Genomic DNA, 21,188 nt, shown 5'->3' with positions numbered 1-21,188 from the left:
CGTCGGTAGCAGGGTTAGTCGATGGAAATTGCCTGGTTGTAGGCGGCCACGTCGGGACGCAGCTCCTGGAGCACCTGGTTCCAATCAGGTTGCCAGATGTCGACGCCCTTCAGCAACGTGTTCAACGCCTGGAAGTTGCTGTCCGACGGATGCACATCGGTGCGCACCGGGAAGCCGTACGCGACCTTGCTGACCTCCTGCTGCGCCGGCGCGCTCAACAGGAAATCGATCAGCTTTTTGCCGTTGCCAGCATGCGGCGCGTTCGCCACGAGGCCGACGTAGTAGGGCAACGCAAAGGTCGTGCGGCGGCCGTCTGGACCGGCCGGGAAAAACATCGCGACGTTCGGGTTGTCGTGCATCTGCGCGAGGTTCATCTGCATATCGCCGTTGGCCACGAAGAGTTCGCCTTTGTTGACGAGCGCCGTGAGCTTGCCGGTCGATGCGGACGGCCCGAGGTTGTTGGTCTGCAGCTTGCGCAAATAGTCGAAGCCGGCCGGCTTGCCGCCGAACGCGTGGAAGGTCTGCAGCATCAGCGCAGTGCCGTCGCCGGCCTGACCCGGCGTCGAGTACTGGATCTTCTGCTTGAACTGCGGCGCGAGCAGGTCCGCGTAGGTCTTGGGCGGGCTCTTGAGCACCGCCGAGTTGTAGATGAAGCTCGGGTAGTTGCCGACCATCGCGTAGTACAGCCCTTTCGGGTCCTTGTCGCGCGTCTCGATCTTGTCGGCGCCCGCCGGCGAGTAGGACTGCAACAGGCCGTCAGCCGCGGCTTTCTGCATGAACGGCGGCAGTGTCACCAGCACGTCCGCCTGAGTGTTCGACTTCTCCTTGCTCAGCCGGTCCACCACGCCGCTCGAGCCGGCCTCGATGTACTGCACCTTGATGCCGGTCGCCTTCGTGAAGGCGTCGAACTGATTGCCGAACCAGCTCGGCGAACCGTCGTGCAAACCATCCGCGGCATAGATGGTCACGACGTCGGACTGTGCGTAGAGGGGGGGCGTTGCCATGGCGAGCGCGCAGGCGGCCAGGGCGATCAGACGAGTTTTCATATCCATCCTTCCTTGCGTTGAGTTCGGATGAGGTCAGCATTTCACTTGGTCGCGCGGCCGGTCACTCCCAGGGCATCGACCAGGTCCGCACATTCGAGTAGCTCTTCATTGCCTCGACCATGCCCTCCTTGTAACCATTGCCTGAATCCTTGATGCCCCCGAACGGCGACATCTCCGTGCGATAGCCGGGCACTTCCCACACGTTCACGGTGCCGACTTCCAGCTCCCTGACGAAGCGCGTGATGTAGTCGAGCCGGTTCGTGCAGACGCCCGACGACAGGCCATACGCGGTCGAGTTCGAAACCCGGATCACTTCATCGAGCGCATCGGGCACGCGGATGATCGGAATCACCGGGCCAAAGGTCTCTTCGCGCACGAGCTCGCAGTCGTACGGCACGTGATCGACGACGGTCGGATGGAACAGCGCGCCCTCGCGCGGCGCTCCGTAAAGCACCCGGGCACCGTGGGCCTGCGCATCGGCCACGCGCCGCTCGAACAGTTGCGCGGACGCCTCGTTGATGACGGTGCCCACGTCGACCGACGGGTCCATCGGGTCGCCGCACTTGAGCTTTTTCGCATGCACGAGCACTCGCTCGACGAACGCATCGGCCACGCTTTGCACGACGAGAATCCGCTTGACCGCCGTGCAGCGCTGCCCCGAATTTTTCGTCGCACCGGTTACCGCGAGCTGCGCGGCCTTGTCGAGATCGGCGTCCTCCATCACGATCAGCGGATCGTTGCCGCCGAGTTCCAGCACCGTGCGGCGATAGCCCGCGTGCTGCGCGATGTACTTGCCGACTCGCACGGAGCCTGTGAACGTGACGAGATCACAGTGCGGGTCGGTGATCATCGCATCGCCCATCGTGCGCGGATTGCCGGTGACGACACTCAGCATTTCCGGCGGCAGGCCCGCTTCATAGAGCACGTCGGCAAGCGCGAGCGCCGTCAGCGGCGTGAGCTCGGTGGGCTTCAGCACCACGCGGTTGTTGGTCGCGATCGCGGGCGCCAGCTTGTGGCTCACCATGTTCAGCGGATGATTGAACGGCGTGATCGCCGAGATCACGCCGAGCAGCGGCAGCCGCGTCGTGAAAATCTTGCGGTTCTTGCCGTTCGGGCTGATATCGCAGGAATAGACCTCGCCGTCGTCCTTGATCGTGAGCTGCGCGGCAAACGACCATACATCGTAGGCGCGGCTCGCCTCGTACAGCCCATCCTTCCAGCACAGCCCCGACTCCGCGGTGATCAGGCGTGCGAAGTCTTCTTTGCGCTCGCTCAGGATCTCGGCCGTGCGCTGCAGGATGCGCTGACGCTCGAAGCGCGTGAGCCGCGGCTTGAATGCGTGCGCTTTTGCGAACGCCTGTTGCACGTGTTCGGGACGACCCGCGGGCACGGTGCCGACGACCTCGTTCGTGTACGGGTTGAAGACTTCGATCAGCTCGTCGGTGCTTGTGTGCTGGCCGGCGATGCGCATCGATTCCTGCCTGAAGGCGGGTTTGGTCATGACGTTCATCGAATACCTCGTTCAATGATCCGGCGGAGCCCGCAGGCCGTCGCGAGAAGCGGGGCGCGCGGGTTGTTGTGATCGACGCGTTACGCCGCGGCGCCCTGCAATACGTGGTTCATCGCGACATCGAAGATGTCGAAGTTGCGCAATGCGCGGTCTGCCGGCCAATCGGTCTTGCGGTTGACGATCAGCGGCACGTTCTCTTCCGATAGCCCGCCATGCGAACGCAACGGCTCGGTCAGGCCCGACAGGTCGTGACGCGCGGCGCTCGTGCCGAACACCTTGGCGCGTGTGCCGACCACGACGACGTCGCCGATACGGTCGGGCGGCAGCTCGAAGCGCTCGCAGGCCTCCGCACTCGTCAGCGCGAGCTGGATGCCTTCGGTCTTGCGCAGCCGTTCGAGCAGCGCCGCTGCTTCAGCCGCTGCGATCCCCTCGGGCAGGTAGATGGTGGCGAAAGAGCCCAGCGCCCCGTGATGCGCGACGTACGGATCGGTGATGGGCAGGATCACGCGCGAGCGGCCTTTGCCGGTCCATTCGTCGAACAGGTCTTGCAGGTACAGCACGTCGGGCGCGCCATCCGCGCGATGTTTGCCGTTCATGCCGTGGTCAGCGGTGATCGCCAGCACGCAGCCAGCCGCATCGAGCGCGCCGACGTAGCGGTCGAACATCGCGTAGAACTCGTTGGCTTTGGGCGACCCGGGCGCCGCCTTGTGCTGCACGTAGTCCGTCGTCGACAGGTACATCAGGTCGGGCCGGAACGTGTCGAGCAGTTTTACGCCTGCCGCGAACACGAACTCGGACAGGTCCGCCGAATACACATCCGGCAGCGGCTTGCCGACGTAGGCGAGCACGTCGCCAAGGCCGTTCTGTGCGCGGGTAGCCTCGTTGGCCTTTTCAGCCGAAAAGGCGATCGCGCGGCCGCTCGTGAAGTCGAGCCCGTTGCCGAGCAGCGTCCGGAGCTTGTCCTTCGCGGTGACGACGGCGACCTTCGCGCCGGCGTCGTGGAACGCGGCGAAGATCGTCGGTGCGCGCAGGAAGCGGGCGTCGTTCATCATCACTTCTTCGCCGCTCGCGCGGTCGTAGAAGTAGTTGCCCGCGATGCCGTGCACCTTCGGCGGACAGCCCGTCACGATCGACAGATTGTTCGGGTTCGTGAAGCTCGGAATCACGCATTGGGCGATGCGGCTCGTGCCCGTGCGCAGCAGCTTCGCGAGATGCGGCGCGTGCCCGGCCTTCGCGGCTTCCTCGATATAGGCGGGCTCCGAACCGTCGAGGCAGATTACGACGACCGGCTCCGATGGGAAGCGGTAGTCGCGGCCGTTGATGCTCAGCACGGTGTCTTGCAGCGTACTCATGATGTCCCCCTTCAAGCCGTTTTCGCGACCGGCGCGTTCATGCCCATTTCATCGAGCACCTCGCTGATCGCACCGAGCGCGGCGCGCATTTCGCGCTCACCGAGCCGGCCGATGCAGCCGATCCGGAACGAGTCCGCAACCGTCAGCTTGCCCGGATAGATCACGTAGCCGCGCGCCTTCAGGCTGTCGTAGAAGCGCTGGAATTCGAAGCGCGGGTCCTCGGGCATATGGAAGGTGACGATGATCGGAGCCTGCAGCGCTTCAGCCAGCAACGGCTTGAAGCCGAGCGCGCGCATGCCTTCGACGAGAATCCGGCAGTTGTTGCGATAGCGCGCGCCGCGTCCCGCGACGCCGCCTTCGGCATCGAATTCCTCCAGCGCCTGATGGAACGCGACGATCACGTGCGTGGGCGGCGTGAAGCGGTATTGGCTGGTCTTTTCGAGGTTGGTCCACTGCTCGTGCAGATCGAGCACGAGGGTGGTCGCGTTGCCTTGCGTGCGGGCCAGCGCCTCACGGCGGCAGATCACGAAGCCGAGACCGGGCACGCCTTCGATGCACTTGTTCGACGATGCGGCGACCGCATCGATATGCATCGTCTGCACGTCGAGCGGCAACGCGCCGAACGCGCTCATCGAATCGACCAGATAGCCCTTGCGGTAGCGGGCCGCGAGCGCGCCGATCTGCGCGATCGGATTCAGGATGCCCGCAGTGGTCTCGCAGTGGACCGCGAACACATGCGTGATCGACGGCGAGGCGGCCAGCAGCTTGTCGATCTCGGCGAGATCGGGCGGCGTGTCCTCGGCCGTTTCGTGCACGACGGTCTTGCGGCCGGCGATTTCAAGGATGCGCTTCGCGCGCTTGCCATACGCGCCGTTGATCAGCACCAGCACCTCGCCGCCTGGCGGCACGAAGGTGGTGAGCATCGCCTCCACGGCGAAGGTGCCCGAGCCCTGCATCGGTACCGTCACCCAGTCGCGCGCGCCATTGGCGATCGCGGCAAGGCGCGCGAGAACCGAGCGATTGATCTCGATGAAGTTGGCGTCGCGGGAGCCCCAGTCGTGAACCATCGCGGCCTTGACGGTGCGTGACGTGGTCAGTGGTCCGGGGGTCAGCAACAGCGGATCGCCAGTTTCGGAACTAGCCGGCGATGCATACGTGGAACCGGTCATCGATGTCTCCTTGTGGGTCGATTTGGGTACTGCGCAGGTGCGTGAGACCCACTCTAGGAGCCGCAACAAAAACAGTCAAGATGCCAAAAAATGCCACATTCCAGTCGGACGCGCGAAACGCCGCCTGAAAGTTCGCGAAGTCCGCGATGGATATGGGAAAGCGGCCGCCGCTCGGGACAAACCCGCATGGGGAGACAGGAGGGGATAACCGGGGTTGGTGGAGTGCAGGGCGCGGCCGGATGCGTCACCGGTCAGAAGCCCCGTGGCCTGCCGTCATCGCCGAAACCCACGCTGAGAATCAGAACAGCCGCATCAGCGCAAGGCCGGCCAACGTCAACGTAGCGGCCGCGGTGCGCACGCGGCTGAACGGCTCCTTGAGCACATAGACGGCGATGAAGCCGGCGAACACCACGCTCGTCTCGCGCACTGCCGCAACGAGGGCGATGGGAGCGACGGTCATCGCCCAGATCACGATCCAGTATGCCGCGAGCGACATCGCGCCGCCCGCGAAGCCCGGCAGCAGAAAACGCCGCATCGGCGCCATGCCGGCCGGCTCGTAGCGATACAGGCAGAGCGTCAGCATCGGCAACGCATCGAACACGAACAGCGTCGCCGCGTAGGAGTTCGGATTGCCGGCGACGCGCGCGCCCACGCCGTCGACGACCGTGTAGCCCGCGATCGTCACCGCAGTGAGCAGCGCGAAGCCGAGCGCGACACGGTTTTCCGACGCGGAGTGATGGCGGCCGCGCAGCGACAGCAGCAACACGCCGCTGCCGAGCAGCACGATGCCCGCGACGCCGCCCGCGCTCATCGTCTCGTGCAAGATCGTGACGGAGACGAGCGCGGTGATCAGCGGCGCGGAGCCGCGCGCGATCGGGTAGATCTGGCTCATGTCGGCACGACGGTATGCCTCGCTCAGGCACACGTAGTAACCGAAATGAAGCGCCACCGATCCCGCCACCCAGGGCCACGCAGCAGGCCGGGCGAATCCGGTGAACGCGAGCGACGGCAGCGCGATCAGACCGCAGGCGATGCACAGCAGGGTCATCGCCAGAAAAGGATCGAGCCGCACCTTGATCACCGCGTTCCAGCCCGCATGCAAAAGCGCGGCCGACAGCACGGCGAAGAACACGGGAAGCGTCATCGTCATGCTAGCTGTGGCGATTGGCGATGATGACTTCCCAGCGCTGTTCGGCGCAGGCGCGCACGATGCCCGCGGGCGGCTCGGCGTCGACGATCAGTCCGGCGATGTGCGGCACGGGCGCGATCAGCACGGGCGTCTGCTGTTCGAACTTGCTGTGGTCCGCGAGCACGTAAACCTTCTTGCCCGACTTCATCATCAAATGGCGTTGCTCGGCGGCGAGCCGCGAGTAATCGGTGAATTCGCCTTCGGGCGAGATGCCGCCCACGCCGACAAACACGAGATCGACGCGGAAATGGCTGAGCGCGGTCATCGTCTCGACGCCGATAGCGGCTTCGTCGTTCGGGTCGATGTCGCCGCCGAGCACGACGACCTTCACGCCAGGCGCGCGGCACAGCATCAGTGCGATCGGCAGGCTGTTGGTGATGACGGTCAGGTCGCGATGATGCTGCAGCGCCTCGGCCAGACCGAGCGTGGTCGAGCCCGAATCGATCAGCACGACCATGCCGTCCGCGACGAGTCGTGCGGCCGCGGCGCCAATCGCCGCCTTGCCCAGCGCGTTGACCGCTTCGCGGCTCGCCAACGACGGTTCGGCGACCGGGCGCTTCGCCGCGCCGCCGTGCACGAGATTCGCGCGGCCCTGCTCCGCGAGGATCTTCAGGTCGCGGCGGATCGTTTCGCGCGACACGCCGAGCGTCGCCGACAGGTTGGCGACGCTGACCGAGCCGCTCGCCTCGAGGCTTTGCACGATGTAGTCGATGCGCTCGATCGCGAGGCGGCGGTTCGGGTTCAATGAAGCGGGCACGGGCCCGGCTGAGCGGTTATCGAGCATGGTGTGGCTCTCCGTGCGCATCGTCGGCGAGGACGTCGCTGGATGAATGGCAAGTTGCGTCGGGCAGACCGCGCGGATGCGATCGATGCGCTGCCTCGCCCGGGCCTTCCGTCTCCCGTGCGAGGGCGGCGATCACCGGCGCGGCCGCGCTGCCCGGATAGCGCACTTCGACGCGTGCCGCGGCGAAGAGCTGCGCATAGTGCGCGTCGAGCGGCGCATCGGTGACCAGCACGTCGATCTCGTCGGCGTTCATCGCGCGCACCAGCGCGCTGTGCTCGAACTTGGCGTGCACGGCGACGACCACCCGCTGCCGCGCCTGCCCGAACGCGGCACGCGCGAACTCGACATCCCACGGCTGTGCGTCCATGAAGCGTCCCGCGCGATCGACGGCCGTCACCGAGACGATTGCGTACTTGACGTGAAATTGCCGGATGTAGGCGAGCACGGGCTCGCCGAGCGCGGCGGCGTCGTCTGCGCAGAGTTCGCCGCCCGCCATGAACACGCGATTGCCGTTGTGCTGCGCGAGCAGGCTGGCGATGGCGGCGGAGTTGGTGATCACCGTCAGGCGGGAGCGGCTGCGCAGTGCCTGGGCGATGTGAGTGCAGGTCGTACCGCTGTCGAGGATCAGCGAGTCGCCGTCTTGCACGAATTCGCAAATCTGCTGCGCGACGATTTCCTTTTCCGCCCGGTGCTCGTGCATACGCCGCCGGAACGGCGACTCCTCTAGATGGCTGGGCAGCATCACACCACCGTGCACCTTGATGAGCAGGCCCTCCTCGATTAGCGGCTTGACGGTGCGGCGGATCGTTTCGTCCGATACGGCGAGCGCCTCGGCGAGCTGGGTGATCGAGGTGGTGCCCCGTGACTGGGCGATCCGCAAAATCTCGGCACGACGTAGCAACGGATACATAAGCGGCCAGCGTGACAAAAACAGAAAGGGGCGCGACGCGTAACGGCGTGACGGGTTTCGACCGTCACGATGCCACAAAATAACACAACTTTCCTCGTCGATCGGGATTTTTATTGCGGTTGGATACCCGTGGCCCCAGCTCGAAAAAGGCGAGGTGGGAAGGTGTCTCGCGGATTACGGGCCTGCGTACAATGCCCAATACTCAAGGCTTTTCGGCGAATTTTCACCGTGTTCGCGCTCTCCGCTGCTCCCGGCGATTTCCGGTTTTTGTTGTTTTTTGCGTTTTTTTGTTGCAGTCTATGGCCACAGCGTTTTCCACACATTGCCACACACTTCCAAAAAAGCGAGGTCGCCCGGTGTCGACGGAAATTCCAAGCCACGCTCGTGTCGTCATCATCGGCGGCGGCATCGTCGGTTGCTCGGTTGCGTGGCACCTGACCAAGCTCGGCTGGACCGACATCGTGCTGCTCGAACAGGGGCAGCTATCGTGCGGCACCACCTGGCATGCGGCCGGTCTCGTCGGGCAGCTGCGGGCGCAGGAAAGCATGACGAAGCTGATCCGCTACTCGACGAAGCTTTACGCGGAACTCGAGGCCGAGACCGGCCTTGCCACGGGCTGGAAGCAGTGCGGTTCGCTGTCGGTCGCGCGCACCGCAGAGCGCATGACCCAGCTGAAACGCACGGCGGCAGTCGCCCGCGCCTATGGCGTGGCCTGCGAAGTCATTGGGCCGGGCGAGGCCGGCGAACTGTGGCCGGTGATGCGCACCGACGATCTGCTCGGCGCGGTCTGGCTTCCGGGCGACGGCAAGGCGAATCCCACCGATCTGACGCAGTCGCTCGCGCGCGGCGCACGCATGCGCGGCGCACGTATCGTCGAAAACGTTCGCATCACCGCAGTGCAGACTCGGCCGGCGCGCCAGGGCCGCGAGGCCTGCGGCGTCACCTGGCGCCGCAAGGACGGCGCCGAAGGTACGCTGCACGCCGATATCGTGGTCAATTGCGCAGGCCAGTGGGCCAAGGCGGTCGGGCGGATGTGCGGCGTCACGGTGCCGCTGCATTCGGCCGAGCACTACTACATCGTCACCGAGCCGATCGCCGGCGTGCACCGCGATCTGCCCGTGATGCGCGATCCGGACGGCTACATCTACTTCAAGGAGGAAGTGGGCGGCCTCGTGATGGGCGGCTTCGAGCCGAACGCGAAGCCGTGGGGCATGGCGGGCATCCCCGAGAACTTCGAGTTCCAACTGCTGCCGGATGATTGGGATCAGTTCGAGATCCTGATGCAAAACGCGCTCGTGCGCGTGCCGGCGCTCGAAACCGCGCAAGTCAGGCAGTTCTATAACGGCCCCGAATCGTTTACGCCGGACAACAACTTCATCCTTGGCGAGGCGCCGGAGCTGCGCCGCTTTTTCGTGGCGGCCGGCTTCAATTCGATGGGCATCGCGTCGGCGGGCGGCGCGGGCATGGCGCTCGCCGAATGGATCGTCGCTGGTGAGCCGACCATGGACTTGTGGCCGGTCGACATCCGCCGCTTTGCGCGCTTCAATGGCAACGACACGTGGCTGCACGATCGCGTGAAGGAAACGCTCGGCCTGCATTACGCGATGCCGTGGCCCAACCGCGAGCTCGATTCGGCGCGGCCGTTCGGGCGTTCGCCCCTGTATGCGCTGCTGCGCGACGACGGCGCGTGCTTCGGCAGCAAGATGGGCTGGGAGCGCGCCAATTTTTTCGCACCGAGCCCCGAAGAAGTGCGCATCGACTACGCGTTCGGCCAGCAGAACTGGCTACCGTGGAGCGGCGCCGAGCACCGTGCGTGCCGCGAACGGGTCGCCCTGTTCGACATGAGTTCGTTCGCGAAACTGCTCGTCAAGGGGCGCGACGCCGAAGCGGTGCTGCAAGGCATCGTAGCGAACGACGTCGCCGTGCCGCCCGGCACCACCGTCTATTCCGGCGTGCTGAACGAGCGCGGCAACTACGAATCGGACGTGACGCTGACCCGCGTCGCCGACGACCAATACCTGATCGTGACGGGCTCGGCGCAGGCAACGCGCGACCTCGATTATCTGGAGAAGGCGATTGCGCCCGAGCGCCACTGCGTGGTGGTCGATGTCACGAGTCAGTACGCGGTGCTCGCGGTGATGGGGCCGCACGCTCGCGCGCTGTTGCAAAGCGTGTCGAAGGCGGACTGGAGCAACGAGGCGTTCCCAGTTGGCCAGAGCCGCGAAGTCGACATCGGCTACGCGACGGTGCGGGCGACGCGCCTCACCTACGTCGGTGAGTTGGGCTGGGAGTTGTATGTGCCGGTCGAATTCGCGGTCGGGGTCTATGAGACCTCGCACGCGGCTGGCGAGCCGTTCGGCCTCGTCAACGCCGGTTACTACGCGATCGAATCGCTGCGGATCGAAAAAGGCTATCGGGCTTGGGGCCGCGAGCTGACGCCGGATTGCAATCCGTTCGAGGCGGGCCTCGCATTTGCCTGCAAGCTCGACAAGGACATTGATTTTCGCGGCCGCGACGCGCTTCTGCGTCTGCGCGACGCGCCGCTGCGCCGGCGTCTCGTGACCCTGACAGCCGACGGCGTCGAGCATCTGATGCTGTGGGGTGGCGAAGCTATCCTGCGCGACGGCGAGCCGGTAGGGGCGGTCACCTCAGCCGCGTTCGGGCATACCATGCGATGTCCGGTCGCAATGGGTTTCGTGAACCGTGCCGATGGTCCCGCGGATGCCGCGTGGCTCACGCAAGGCCGCTATACGATCGACGTGGCGGGCGAACAGGTGAGGGCAACCGTGCATCTGAAGGCGCCGTACGATCCGCGATCCGAACGCGTGAAGAGCTAGATGCAACGTCCTTCGATCCAAACCTTGAACGGTCCCGCGATAGAGCCTGTGTGTCGGCGTCCACGAAACGATTCATGGATTTGATGACAACCGATCGATCGCCGCGTCGGAACGGATGCGTAGCATGGGAGACTTGCCGAATGAATTCTTTTCGTCACGGTGACGCGTCATACGCGGCTGAAACCTTGCTCGGTGTCGGCGTGGTGATTCAGCGCGAAGGCCGTTATCTTCTGGGTCTGCGCCGTAGCGAATATGGCTACGGCACATGGGGCTTCCCCGGCGGCAAAGTCGACATGGGTGAAGATCCGCTTGCCGCTGCTTCGCGCGAGTTGCTCGAGGAGACGGGTCTGGTGCTAACGGAACCGGTGGCAACAACCTGGAGGACGGGATGGATCGAGTCCGGCAAGCTTCGGCATATCACTTTGTTCGTCGAGGGCGATTCAACAGGAACGCCAATATGTATGGAGCCGGACAAATGCGAAGCATGGTCATGGTTCGCGGAAGACGCTCTGCCGGCGAATCTCTTCGAACCAACCGAGCTCTATTTTTCTCGGGCGCAGGGAACGGGATCGCCGTAAGGGGGAGACAGTAGACGTAGGCGACCGGTCCGCACGGAAAGCGCAATCCGGTCGATCTGTCGAGCATCGCCTACCTATCCGGCCGATACCGTGGGACGCTGCTCAATGGTTGCTGCGTCGCTTTCTCGCACTGTCAATCTGTTCCTCACCGACTTGACACCGAGCACTGATCTCGCCGCATTGGCGGCGCGCGAGATCTGCCAGCTTTCCGGCACCGTCCCGGTGAGCGTAACGACGCCGTGGCTCGCCCTGATGTGAATCTTTGAATCATCCATATCCGGTACGCGCCTGAGGGCACGGCGAACGTCGCGAACTATCGAAGTATCCGGCTTGGGTCGAGGCGGTGAGCTCGAGGCCGCCACCTTTTGTGCGACCACGTCGGTCGTCGTGCTCAGACCTGGTTGCGCGTTCGCATAGGCCGAGGCACTCGCGATGGCCGCGACTAAGGTTGCGCCGATTATTCTGCTCGCATTGCTTTTATTCATGCTGCCTCCGTTGAGTTCTGTCGACCTTGCGGTTCAAGACAGAAAGATGGGGCGCGGCTCCGCCGTTCGTAGCGCGGTTGAGCGATTTGGTGGCATTTCCGTGAACGCGTCCTGCCCGGCAACAAAAGGAATAGGGCGGTGACGCAAACCCACGTAGTCCACTGCCGTCAATTCCGACGCATACGTTCAAGAGAGTACGCCTTACGCGGAAATCAGAACAGGGAACAGATAGCAACGCGCCAGGTTGATAGGCGGGGCGTGAATATTCGGTTTGCGCGAAGCTGGGCCTCAGGTGGTAAAGGCGCCGGCGGCCGTGCGGTTGAGCAGGAGGAGCACGTGTTCTTAGGAGCCTGGCAGCAGCAGTGTATCTGGGTTTTTTTTGCCACCGGGGAGTCGCAATCAGCCAGGCATTTGGGCGAATCGTGACGCTGTCGAACGTCGCAGTCGCCATCCGCACACAGCGGGAGGCACCCTAAAGCGCCGCCCGGTTTCAAGCGACTTGAAGCATTCCATGGAATCGCGACGCCGCCAGTTCTCAACGGTTAATTTACCCGCGCATCGCACTCGCTAGAGTGAGGGGTTTCCGGGCTTTTCGCGTGGCACTCTTCACGAATATCTTCATTTGCCGAGGCACGTTGCAGGGCCTCTGGCGGCTTGCACGGAATCGCTGTTTCGTCCGGCTCAATGTCGGCACAGAGGCCGATTTCCGATTGTGCGTGGCGCAGGAACAGAGCAAGAAGTTCGGGACGCAGCCCATCACCGCTTTGCGCTGCAAGTGCATGCAGCGAGAGAAATGGCAACATGGTTCGACTCCAATCAATATTGGGCTGTTCGATTCAGGAAAGATAAAAAGTCACTTCGAATCGGCAACCCTAACAACGGGCATCGCTATACTCCGGCCGAGCGATCAAATAGGGTGATCTCGGCGCCACGGTCAGGCGGCAAAAGCGGGCCTTGCGGCTACCAGGAGAAACGTTTGTCACGCCGGTTGATCTTGAGCGTCGGCGTCTTTCAACTCGACGTAACAGGGAAATGCGTGCTTTCCGAACCATGTCGCCAACTATTTTTGACCAGCTTGTATCGCATGCATACCCCCATTTGGGAGTAACGAATGATTGACGCCAAAGTGAATCATGATTTGCGTCAACGAGATGAACGATATTTTGTTGTAGTTACACGATGAATATTCGACCACATTTTCCATCGATTCTGGCGGCGTAATGCCGCCCAAAGGCGTTTTAAAGCGTCGAGACGTGCTTAAACTGGAAATCGTCGAGGTTAGGTGATCCCTCTCGTGGCAAGGATCAGGCGATTGTGGGCACAGACAATATTCATTTGGCGATTCAGCGTATCTACGAAGCGGTTCTAGCGCCGCAAGCGTGGGAAGAGGCTGCGGCAAGTATTGTCACGGCCATCGGTGCGGACTGGGGATTTTTAATCGCGACCCAGAGAGGCGCGACGGCGCTTTCAGTGTCGGCGGGGCTCGAGCCGGTTTTTGCCCGAGGGCTTCAGCGCGAATTTCAAAACCGCCTTCCGCAGTGGATCAAAAATATTCCAGTCGGAACACCGCGACGACAGTCATCAGAAATCTCAGACTCCGAGTTCAAACGCACTCACATCTATAACGAGGTAGTCAAGCCCGCGAATATGTTCTATGGGCTCGTTCTGCCGGTTTCCCGCACCGATATGCAGCAGGTTTATTTCTCGGCTGGTAGACAGCTCGGTGCCATAGACTTTGGCGAGGCCGATCTTTCGGCTGCCGCAATGATTGCGCCACGCCTAGCCGCGGCGTTGAACGCGCGCAGTCATATGGTGTCGGCTGATCTGCGCGCCAATGGTGCATTCGACCTTTTGATGCGCCTCAATATAGGCGTCGTGCTTCTGGACTCGAAAGCCCAACCCGTCTTTGTCAATCGCTATGCAGAGGCGCTTTGCGAACCTCACGATGGTTTGATAATTAACCATCAGGAAGTATCTGCCCTTGTTCTGTCGGACGCGAAAAGCTTGCGGGACACGATTGCTTGCGTGATCGATATCAATGGTGACCGGTCGCATCTGACCATCAGTCGCCTGACGATGCGTGCAGCGCCTCGCTGCTATGTTTCTCGACGATCTCCGCGATTACCGTTGATTGTTCGCGCCATACCGGTGATGCCGCCTGAATCCTTGGGTGGGATCAGTCCACTTGTTTGCACGGCTTTATTAATTTTCGATCCGGAGCGACCCGTTGCAGTCAATCAGTCGGACGTAGCGAAAACATTCGGGCTCACCCGGCGCGAGGCCGAGTTCGCAGCACTATTGGCGCGCGGGCATGATGTTGACGAAGCCGCGTTGATCATGGGAATCAAATCTAAGACCGCACGAGAATATCTGAAGGACATTGAGGGGAAAACACAAACGCATCGCCAGTCACAGTTGGTCTCGCTCCTGCTGCGTGGTGGCACGGATATCTTTCGCGAATAGAGAATGCCCGCCATCTGCGGTTCACGGCCGAACGATGCCGAGGAACCGGGAGTCAATCGCTACGACTTCCACGCAAAATCCGGTCTCCGAGTCGAACGATTTCCTTGACCAGCAGATCCAGGTCGTCCCGACGTGTCCGGTGATTGCATATCGCGACCCTGAGGCAATGTACTCCTTGCACCGTCGTATCGGACAACGCAGCGATACCAGCCTCCTGAAGCTGCAACATGATCTCGATGTTGAGAGCCTTTAACGCTTCCTCTTCCATTTCCTTCTCTGGCCGATATCTGAAGCATACGATGTTGATGTTGGTCGGCACGACCAACTCGAGGCGTTGCTCAGAGACGATGAGCTCACTGAGGTAGCGACCCTGCGCGATGTTTTGATCGATCAGACGGCCGAACTTCTCGACACCATGCTCTTTCAGAGCCATCCACACTTTCAGCGCACGGAAACCTCTGGACGTCTGCAATCCATACTCGTATAACCACGGAGCCGAAGCGATGCCACGCGGTGTCGGTTGCAGATATTCCGGAGTCAGCGCGAATGCGCCACGATGCGCAGCGGCGTCGCGAACGAGCGCGCAGCCGACCTCAAACGGGGCGTGCAACCACTTGTGAGGATCGAGGGCGATCGAATCAGCGCGTGCGATGCCCGCAACGCGATGTGCATTGTCGGGCGCGATCGCTATCAGCGCGCCGATGCATCCGTCGACGTGTAGCCAGACGTCCTCTTCAGCGGCCAAATCGGCCAGCGCGATCAGATCGTCGATCGCGCCGGTATTGACGGTCCCTGCCGTTGCGATCACGCACGCAGGCTGAAACCCCGCGGCCCGGTCCTCTGCGATCGCATTCCGCAGAGCGGCAACGTCGATTCTCAACGCCCCATCGGTCGGAATCCGCCGCAACGCCGTATTTCCCAGGCCGAGCGACTCCATCGCCTTACGATGGCAGCTATGCATCTGATCGGAGCCATAAAACCGCAACGGCCGCTCGATGGCGGCGACACCATGCTCCCGCACGTCGATTCCAGCCTTCGCGTTGCGCGCCACTGTCAACGCAATGATATTGGCCATTGAGCCGCCGCTGACCAATGTGCCGCTGGCCGAAGCGGGAAAGCCGACCATCTCCTTGCACCAGTCGACGACCTGCTGATCCATCAACGCCGCCGCATGATTGCCGCCGCCCAGGTTAGAACCCTGAATGGCCGCCAGGAAGTCTCCCAGTGCCCCGGTGAAGTTGCTTGCGCCCATGTACCAGGACCAGAAGCGAGGATGCACGTTGCCCAGTGGATAGGGCATCAAATTGTCGCAAAGCTCGTGATAGATGCTTTCCGCCGATGCTCCCGAGCGTGGCAGCGGCTGCTCGAACAAGGCCTTGGCGTCTTCGGGCATGCTTTGCCACACTGGCCGGCTGCGGACGTCGCGCAGGTAGTCGATCGCATCGTCGACGATGCGGTGCGAGAGTGCGCGCAGCGCCGTCCAATCGTCGGGATCGAGGGTTTCCTCGGCACGCGGCACGCCGTGGATAGGGAGCAAACCGGCTGCGTCGTTCTTATCCATCACGGCACCTGTTGGATTCAATGTTGAGCGAACAAGAATAGCGCCAGCACGAGACACAGGACGAACAAAGGACGCCTTTCACACCAGTGGTGAACTCATCGTCCTCGATCCGCCTCGTCCGCGAGCGCAGCGTCGATCGTCTGGAGCGCATAAAGGAAACCCAGGCTGCCGCCCTCCTGCCGTAGCCGCCGCAGTTCCTTCAGCAACGCGGGATCGCGATTGCCAGTGCCATAAGAGACGAGCGCCCGTGCGCGCGCCACGAAAAATGCAGAAAAGGGCGATGGTTCGCGGCGCGCGTAGTCTTCAAGGGCCGCGGCATGATGCGCGGCCGCATCCCAGCGTTCGCGGTCGATGCATGCATCGATCGCATCGCGTCGAAAGAGGAAGTGGTTGTGGCTCACCGCACCGGCAGCGAGCAAAGCTTCGCCTTCCGCGAGCGCCTGTGCGAAGACCACGGGGTCGTCCGTCGTGCGCGCGAGCACGCCGAGATAAGCCGCGCCCAGGTAGTTCATGCCGGTCTCGCGACTGATCGACAGCGCCGCTTCGATATCGGCGCGCGCTTCGCGCTGACGGCCGGCGACACGATGCATTTCCGCGCTAAATGCAAGCGCTTCACCTTCGAAGCGCCTCGATTTCAGCTCGCGCGCGCACTGTAGCGCAGGAGCCACGTGCTCCCACGCGCGATCCCACTCCGCGCGATCGTGCAGGCAGTGCCATGCCGCATGATGTGCGACGGCAAGCGCGCGGGGATGACCCACCTTCTGCGCCGCGGCGACGCTGGCGAGGGCGGCGTCGAGGGCGCTCGCGGCTTCGCCGGTAAACCACGTGGTGATGGCCCGCATCGGCAGATTGGCAACCTCGATGCGTCCGAAGCCATGGCATTGACAGAGTTCGATGCAACGGCTGAAGGCCTCGTGGGCGCTGATCATCCGCCCGCGCATGTACTCTGCATCGCCAAGGCCGCCAAGTGCGGCCGCCTCCTGTTCCGGATCACACGCGTCGCGCGCGAGGGCAAGGCTGCGTCCGTGTTCACGCACGCAACCGTCGATATCGCCGCGCGGAAAACACAGATTGCCGCGCAGGAAGTGAATGCGCGCCTGTTCGTGCGCAAGGCCTTGGGCGGCTTCGGCGGCATGATCGAGGTCGGCCCATGCACCGTCGAGATCGTCGATGATCCGCTTCACAGTCGCCCGCCCGATCCATGCGCGGCAACGCTCCGCGTCGGACGTCGCGAATTCGAGGGCGGTTTCGAATGCATGGAGCGCCGACTTCATGTCACCCAGGTCATGCAGGACGTTGCCACGCAGACACTCGAGTGCGGCGCGCTCGCTACGTTGATCCGCGAGATCGAGCCCGCGTTCGACAAGCCGCAGCGCGGTTTCATGGTGGTAGCCGGACGCCTGCGCCCGCGCTGCGTCGCAATAGGCGAGCGCTGCCCCGGGGTCTCCCGCGCGATCGAGATGTTCGGCCCGCAGCACGAGGTCGCGCTCGCCGTACCACTGTGCGGCGCGTCGATGCAAATCGCGGCGGCGGCTTTTCAGCAGCCCGTCATAAATGGCGTCGCGAATGAGTGCGTGATGGAAGATGAATCCGCTGCCTTGACGTCGTAACAGCAGACCGATCACGAGCGGTTCCAGCGCAACACCGGCATCGGCGCTAGCGCCGTCGCCATCGACGAGAAAATCGACTGCATCCTTCTCAAACAACTGGCCGAGCACCGAGGCAGCCTGCAGCACTGTCTTATTGGCCGGATCGAGTCGATCCAGTCGCGCCTGTACGAGGCTTCGCACCGACCCCGGCACGCCTGTCCCTTGACCGTCTTGCGCATCGTTCAGCAACTGCTCGAGAAACAGCGGATTGCCGGCCGCCCGTGCGATGCAGCGTCCCGCCAGATCCGCCTGCGCCCCGGGGAACGATCTGGCCATCGCTTGCGCGTCGCCGGTGCTCAGCGGACCCAGATCGATCAGCGAATACGGCTCGCCGATCGCCGCGCGCCATGGCTCCTCGCTCGAATCGCCGTGCGTCCGCGCGGTCAGCACGAGTACGGCCGGACATTGCGCCATCGTTGCCGACAGTCCGGCGAGGTCGCGGAGCGTCGATTCGTCCGACCAGTGAATATCCTCGACGACCAGTACCCGAGGCCGCTGGCGGCTCGCGCGCTGGACGAGCCGGGTGAGGGCGTTGCGCCGGCCGCGAACGCGCATTTCGTTGTCCATGGCTTCGTAGACCGCCCGATCCTCGAACCCCATCGGCACATCGACCAGATCTTCGAGAAACAGCGCGTCTCCAGCGTCGATCAAACCGGCATCGAGCGCGTGTTCGACGCCGGTGGCACTCGTATCTCGATTAGTTGAACCGTCGGGTGCCAACAGGCCGCGCACGAGAGACTGAATTGCGCCACGTCCGGTTGACGCACCGAAGTCGAGCACGAGGCCCGTATGAGAAAGGAATCCTGACTCCCGTGCCGCGCGTTCGAATTCCTCGACCAGCCGTGTTTTGCCGATTCCGGCCTCACCGCGCAGCAGTACGGTGCGTCCGGCCGCGGTCTCACGGCACGAATCGAGCACGGTTCGAAACTGTTGCATCTCACGATGCCGGCCGACCAACGGCCGGCCCGGGCGTGAGCGCAGCAGGGCGGCAATAGACCACGCCGTGACCGCTTCCGCGAAGCCTTTGACCGACAACGCGCCGCGTTCGGCGCAGTCGAGGCGGTCAGCCAGCGGGCGCCGCACGGTTTCCGATATCAGGATCTGCCCGGCCTCGGCCGCATCCGTGAGACGCGAGGCGAGGTTGACCGTGTCGCCGGTGACGGTGTATTCGCGGTGAGTCACGCTGCCGGTGCCGCTTGCGACGACTTCGCCGCCGGCTATGCCGATATGCACGGAGATGGAGCGGCCGAGAGAACGCGATAGGCCGGGCATTCCGTCCCTGATCGCGAGTGCCGCCCGCACGGCGCGTTCGACATCGTTTCCATGCGAGACCGGCGCGCCGAATACGGCCATCACGCAATCGCCGACATGCTTGTCGACGTGCCCGCCGTGCTGCTCGATGGTGCGGTCAGCCTGCTCGAAGTAGCGTTCGAGCACGGCGAGTACTTCCTCCGCGTCGACTTCACGGCTCATCTGCGTGAAGCCGGCGAGATCGGCGAAAAGGACGGCGACTTGCCGTCGTTCGCCCTTCGCCTCGGCTGGGCTCGCGGCGCTGTGCCGGGGTTCGGTTTGCGCCCGCAATTCACTCAACGCGGCGAGCAGTTTGCGGCGATGACCTACCGACGCTATACCCAGTTCTTTCAGATCGTCGGCGGTGAGATTGCGGAGCACGTCGGCGTCGATGGCGTTCTCGCGAAACACCGGTTCATACCGCTCCATTCCGAGGCTGTGCAGCCATACGGCGACGTCCACGAGCACCGTCCTGACAGGAAGGTTTCGAATTCGTCAAAGATAGCACGCGGTTACACCGCGCCCGACCCGCGGTTCGAGCGTGCCAACGCGAGCGCCAGCTTTGCGCCGACCTCGGCATTGTGCTTTACGAGCGCGATGTTTGTCGCGAGGCTGCGCCCGCCTGTCAACGCTTTGATGCGCGCCAGCAGGAAGGGGGTCACCGCCTTACCGGTGATTCCTTGCGCAGCGGCCTCGTCGAGCGCCTGCTGGGTCAGCGCGTCGATCTCTTCGGACGACATCGCTGCCGCTTCCGGCACTGGCGTGCTCAACACCACACCGCCGTCGAGGCCGAGGTCCCACTTGGTGCGGATGAAACGTGCCTGCTCCGCCGCGTCGTCCAGCCTGAAGTCCACGCGAAAGCCGCTGTCACGCGTGTAGAACGCCGCAAAATTGTCCTGTTCGCAACTGAGCACCGGCACGCCGTGGGTTTCCAGATATTCCAGCGTGAGCCCGATGTCCAGGATGGACTTCGCACCGGCGCAGATCACCGCGACCGAGGTCTTCGCGAGTTCCTGCAGGTCGGCCGAGATGTCGAAGGTCTCCTGTGCACCTCGGTGTACGCCGCCGATGCCTCCGGTGACGAAGACCTCGATGCCGGCCAACGCCGCGCAGATCATCGTGCCAGCCACGGTCGTGGCGCCCAGGCCGCCGCCAGCGAGGACGGCCGGAAGGTCGCGGCGGCTGACCTTATGCACGTGGTCGGAATGGCCGATCATTTCCAGTTCGTCGTCTGAAAGACCGATGCGGATTCGACCGCCGATCAGCGCGATCGTCGCCGGTTCGGCGCCCGCGTCACGGATCAAGGCCTCCACTTCGCGCGCGGTGCGAACGTTCTCCGGGTAGGGCATGCCATGGGCGATGATGGTCGATTCCAGCGCCACGAGCGGGCGGCCGGCGGCCTGCGCAGCGGCGGCAGGCGCGCTCCAGGTCAACCAGGAGCGTGCAAGGTTGGCATCCATGTCGATCCTTTCGGGGGCGATTCATCGAAGTATGCGGGACAAGACCGGGTTAGGTGTCCGTGTGTCCCTGGCGCCTTAAAATGACATGGGCCGCTTTCTCCGACGCTACGAATTCAACGCATTCGTATCCCAGAGCCCGCAAGTCGACCCCTTCGAACAGCGATTCTCCCCGGCCGAGCAGGACCGGCGCGATAGCAATGTGCAGTTCGTCAATGAGGCCCTCGCGGAGATTCTGCCGGATCGTCTGCGGCCCACCGCCGATCCGCACGTCCATTCCGGCAGCGGCCTCGCGTGCACGGTCGAGCGCCTCGCGAATGCCCCCTGTGACGAAGTGGAACGTCGTGCCGCCCGCCATCTCGATGGGGGCACGCGGATGATGGGTCAGGACGAAGACCGGGACGTGATACGGCGGACTGTCTCCCCACCAGCCTTTCCAGCTTGTGTCCGGCCATTCCCCACGAATGGGGCCGAACATGTTCCTGCCAAGAATCCAGGCCCCGACATTCTGAAAGCCGCGGGCGGCGAAATCATCGTTAACCCCCGTCGTACCGTTGTCCTTGCCGAACAAGGCTCGCTGGAAAGTGCGGGTTGGGACTAGCCACTGATGCAATTCCGTCCCGCCAATGCCGAGCGGATTATTGATGTCCTGATTCGGACCTGCACCGTATCCGTCGAGCGAGATGGTGAAGCCCTGAACGCGAACGCGTGTCATCGTTTCCCTCCGATTGGACGCCTAACGTAATGTGGACTGTGGACCGTAGATCTGCATGATTTGCGGAACTACGCGAAATAGTCTGGCAGCAGATTTATGCTTAACCATACGTGTTCAAGAGAATTTTCTGGATTTGTAGGTTGGCATACAGCAGTGATCATCCGCCCACAGTATCGCCTGCGTCAGGCGTACG

General features: G+C 63.2%; 16 protein-coding genes. 3 read left to right on the top strand and 13 right to left on the bottom strand.

Features of this window, described 5'->3' with window-relative positions; all coding sequences use genetic code 11:
• Positions 1–14: 14 nt before the first annotated feature.
• From QFZ94_RS34755 to QFZ94_RS34725, 7 genes are all read right to left on the bottom strand, one after another.
• Positions 15–1,046: a 2-aminoethylphosphonate ABC transporter substrate-binding protein gene (locus tag QFZ94_RS34755; protein ID WP_429462605.1), complete on the bottom strand. Its 1,032-nt coding sequence runs from the start codon at positions 1,044–1,046 to the stop codon at positions 15–17.
• A gap of 61 nt (positions 1,047–1,107) precedes the next feature.
• Positions 1,108–2,556: a phosphonoacetaldehyde dehydrogenase gene (gene phnY / locus QFZ94_RS34750; RefSeq protein ID WP_429462603.1), complete on the bottom strand. Its 1,449-nt coding sequence runs from the start codon at positions 2,554–2,556 to the stop codon at positions 1,108–1,110.
• 80 nt (positions 2,557–2,636) lie between these two features.
• Positions 2,637–3,908: a phosphonoacetate hydrolase gene (gene phnA, locus QFZ94_RS34745; RefSeq protein WP_429462601.1), complete on the bottom strand. Its 1,272-nt coding sequence runs from the start codon at positions 3,906–3,908 to the stop codon at positions 2,637–2,639.
• 11 nt (positions 3,909–3,919) lie between these two features.
• A complete protein-coding gene (locus tag QFZ94_RS34740) occupies positions 3,920–5,077 on the bottom strand; it encodes a 2-aminoethylphosphonate--pyruvate transaminase (protein ID WP_410850058.1) in 1,158 nt (385 codons plus the stop codon).
• 298 nt (positions 5,078–5,375) lie between these two features.
• Positions 5,376–6,227: an EamA family transporter gene (locus QFZ94_RS34735; protein WP_429462599.1), complete on the bottom strand. Its 852-nt coding sequence runs from the start codon at positions 6,225–6,227 to the stop codon at positions 5,376–5,378.
• Position 6,228: 1 nt separating this feature from the next.
• Positions 6,229–7,050, bottom strand: coding sequence for a DeoR/GlpR family DNA-binding transcription regulator (locus QFZ94_RS34730; protein WP_410850057.1), 822 nt, complete (start codon positions 7,048–7,050; stop codon positions 6,229–6,231).
• The gene (locus tag QFZ94_RS34725; protein ID WP_429462597.1) at positions 7,040–7,960 is read right to left on the bottom strand and encodes a DeoR/GlpR family DNA-binding transcription regulator; all 921 of its coding nucleotides are present in this window, start codon (positions 7,958–7,960) and stop codon (positions 7,040–7,042) included. Before QFZ94_RS34725 ends, QFZ94_RS34730 begins: the two co-directional genes overlap by 11 nt.
• Before the next feature lie 356 nt (positions 7,961–8,316).
• Here QFZ94_RS34725 and QFZ94_RS34720 point away from each other — a divergent pair, with 356 nt between their 5' ends.
• Positions 8,317–10,797: a GcvT family protein gene (locus QFZ94_RS34720; protein ID WP_429462595.1), complete on the top strand. Its 2,481-nt coding sequence runs from the start codon at positions 8,317–8,319 to the stop codon at positions 10,795–10,797.
• Positions 10,798–10,937: 140 nt separating this feature from the next.
• Entirely contained in the window at positions 10,938–11,375 is a 438-nt protein-coding gene (locus QFZ94_RS34715) for a nucleotide triphosphate diphosphatase NUDT15 (protein WP_368583898.1), read from the top strand.
• 74 nt (positions 11,376–11,449) lie between these two features.
• Here the strand turns inward: QFZ94_RS34715 and QFZ94_RS34710 are convergent, their stop codons facing one another.
• Positions 11,450–11,860 (bottom strand): BON domain-containing protein, encoded by a 411-nt coding sequence (locus tag QFZ94_RS34710; RefSeq protein ID WP_429462593.1) that lies wholly within the window; start codon positions 11,858–11,860, stop codon positions 11,450–11,452.
• Between the two features lie 542 nt (positions 11,861–12,402).
• The gene (locus QFZ94_RS34705) at positions 12,403–12,663 is read right to left on the bottom strand and encodes a hypothetical protein (protein ID WP_410850052.1); all 261 of its coding nucleotides are present in this window, start codon (positions 12,661–12,663) and stop codon (positions 12,403–12,405) included.
• 511 nt (positions 12,664–13,174) lie between these two features.
• Here QFZ94_RS34705 and QFZ94_RS34700 point away from each other — a divergent pair.
• Entirely contained in the window at positions 13,175–14,323 is a 1,149-nt protein-coding gene (locus QFZ94_RS34700; protein ID WP_429462589.1) for a helix-turn-helix transcriptional regulator, read from the top strand.
• 52 nt (positions 14,324–14,375) lie between these two features.
• Here the strand turns inward: QFZ94_RS34700 and QFZ94_RS34695 are convergent, their stop codons facing one another.
• The 4 genes from QFZ94_RS34695 to QFZ94_RS34680 form a co-directional block, all read right to left on the bottom strand.
• The gene (locus QFZ94_RS34695) at positions 14,376–15,884 is read right to left on the bottom strand and encodes a pyridoxal phosphate-dependent decarboxylase family protein (RefSeq protein WP_429462587.1); all 1,509 of its coding nucleotides are present in this window, start codon (positions 15,882–15,884) and stop codon (positions 14,376–14,378) included.
• Between the two features lie 95 nt (positions 15,885–15,979).
• A complete protein-coding gene (locus tag QFZ94_RS34690) occupies positions 15,980–19,285 on the bottom strand; it encodes an adenylate/guanylate cyclase domain-containing protein (protein WP_429462585.1) in 3,306 nt (1,101 codons plus the stop codon).
• Positions 19,286–19,335: 50 nt separating this feature from the next.
• The gene (locus tag QFZ94_RS34685; protein ID WP_429462583.1) at positions 19,336–20,283 is read right to left on the bottom strand and encodes a pseudouridine-5'-phosphate glycosidase; all 948 of its coding nucleotides are present in this window, start codon (positions 20,281–20,283) and stop codon (positions 19,336–19,338) included.
• A gap of 49 nt (positions 20,284–20,332) precedes the next feature.
• Positions 20,333–20,995: a dihydrofolate reductase family protein gene (locus QFZ94_RS34680; protein ID WP_429462581.1), complete on the bottom strand. Its 663-nt coding sequence runs from the start codon at positions 20,993–20,995 to the stop codon at positions 20,333–20,335.
• Positions 20,996–21,188: the final 193 nt, after the last annotated feature.

Source organism: Paraburkholderia sp. JPY465, assembly GCF_050436725.1.
GTDB classification, from domain to species: Bacteria; Pseudomonadota; Gammaproteobacteria; order Burkholderiales; family Burkholderiaceae; genus Paraburkholderia; species Paraburkholderia youngii.
This window is presented reverse-complemented; position numbering and strand designations above follow the sequence as displayed.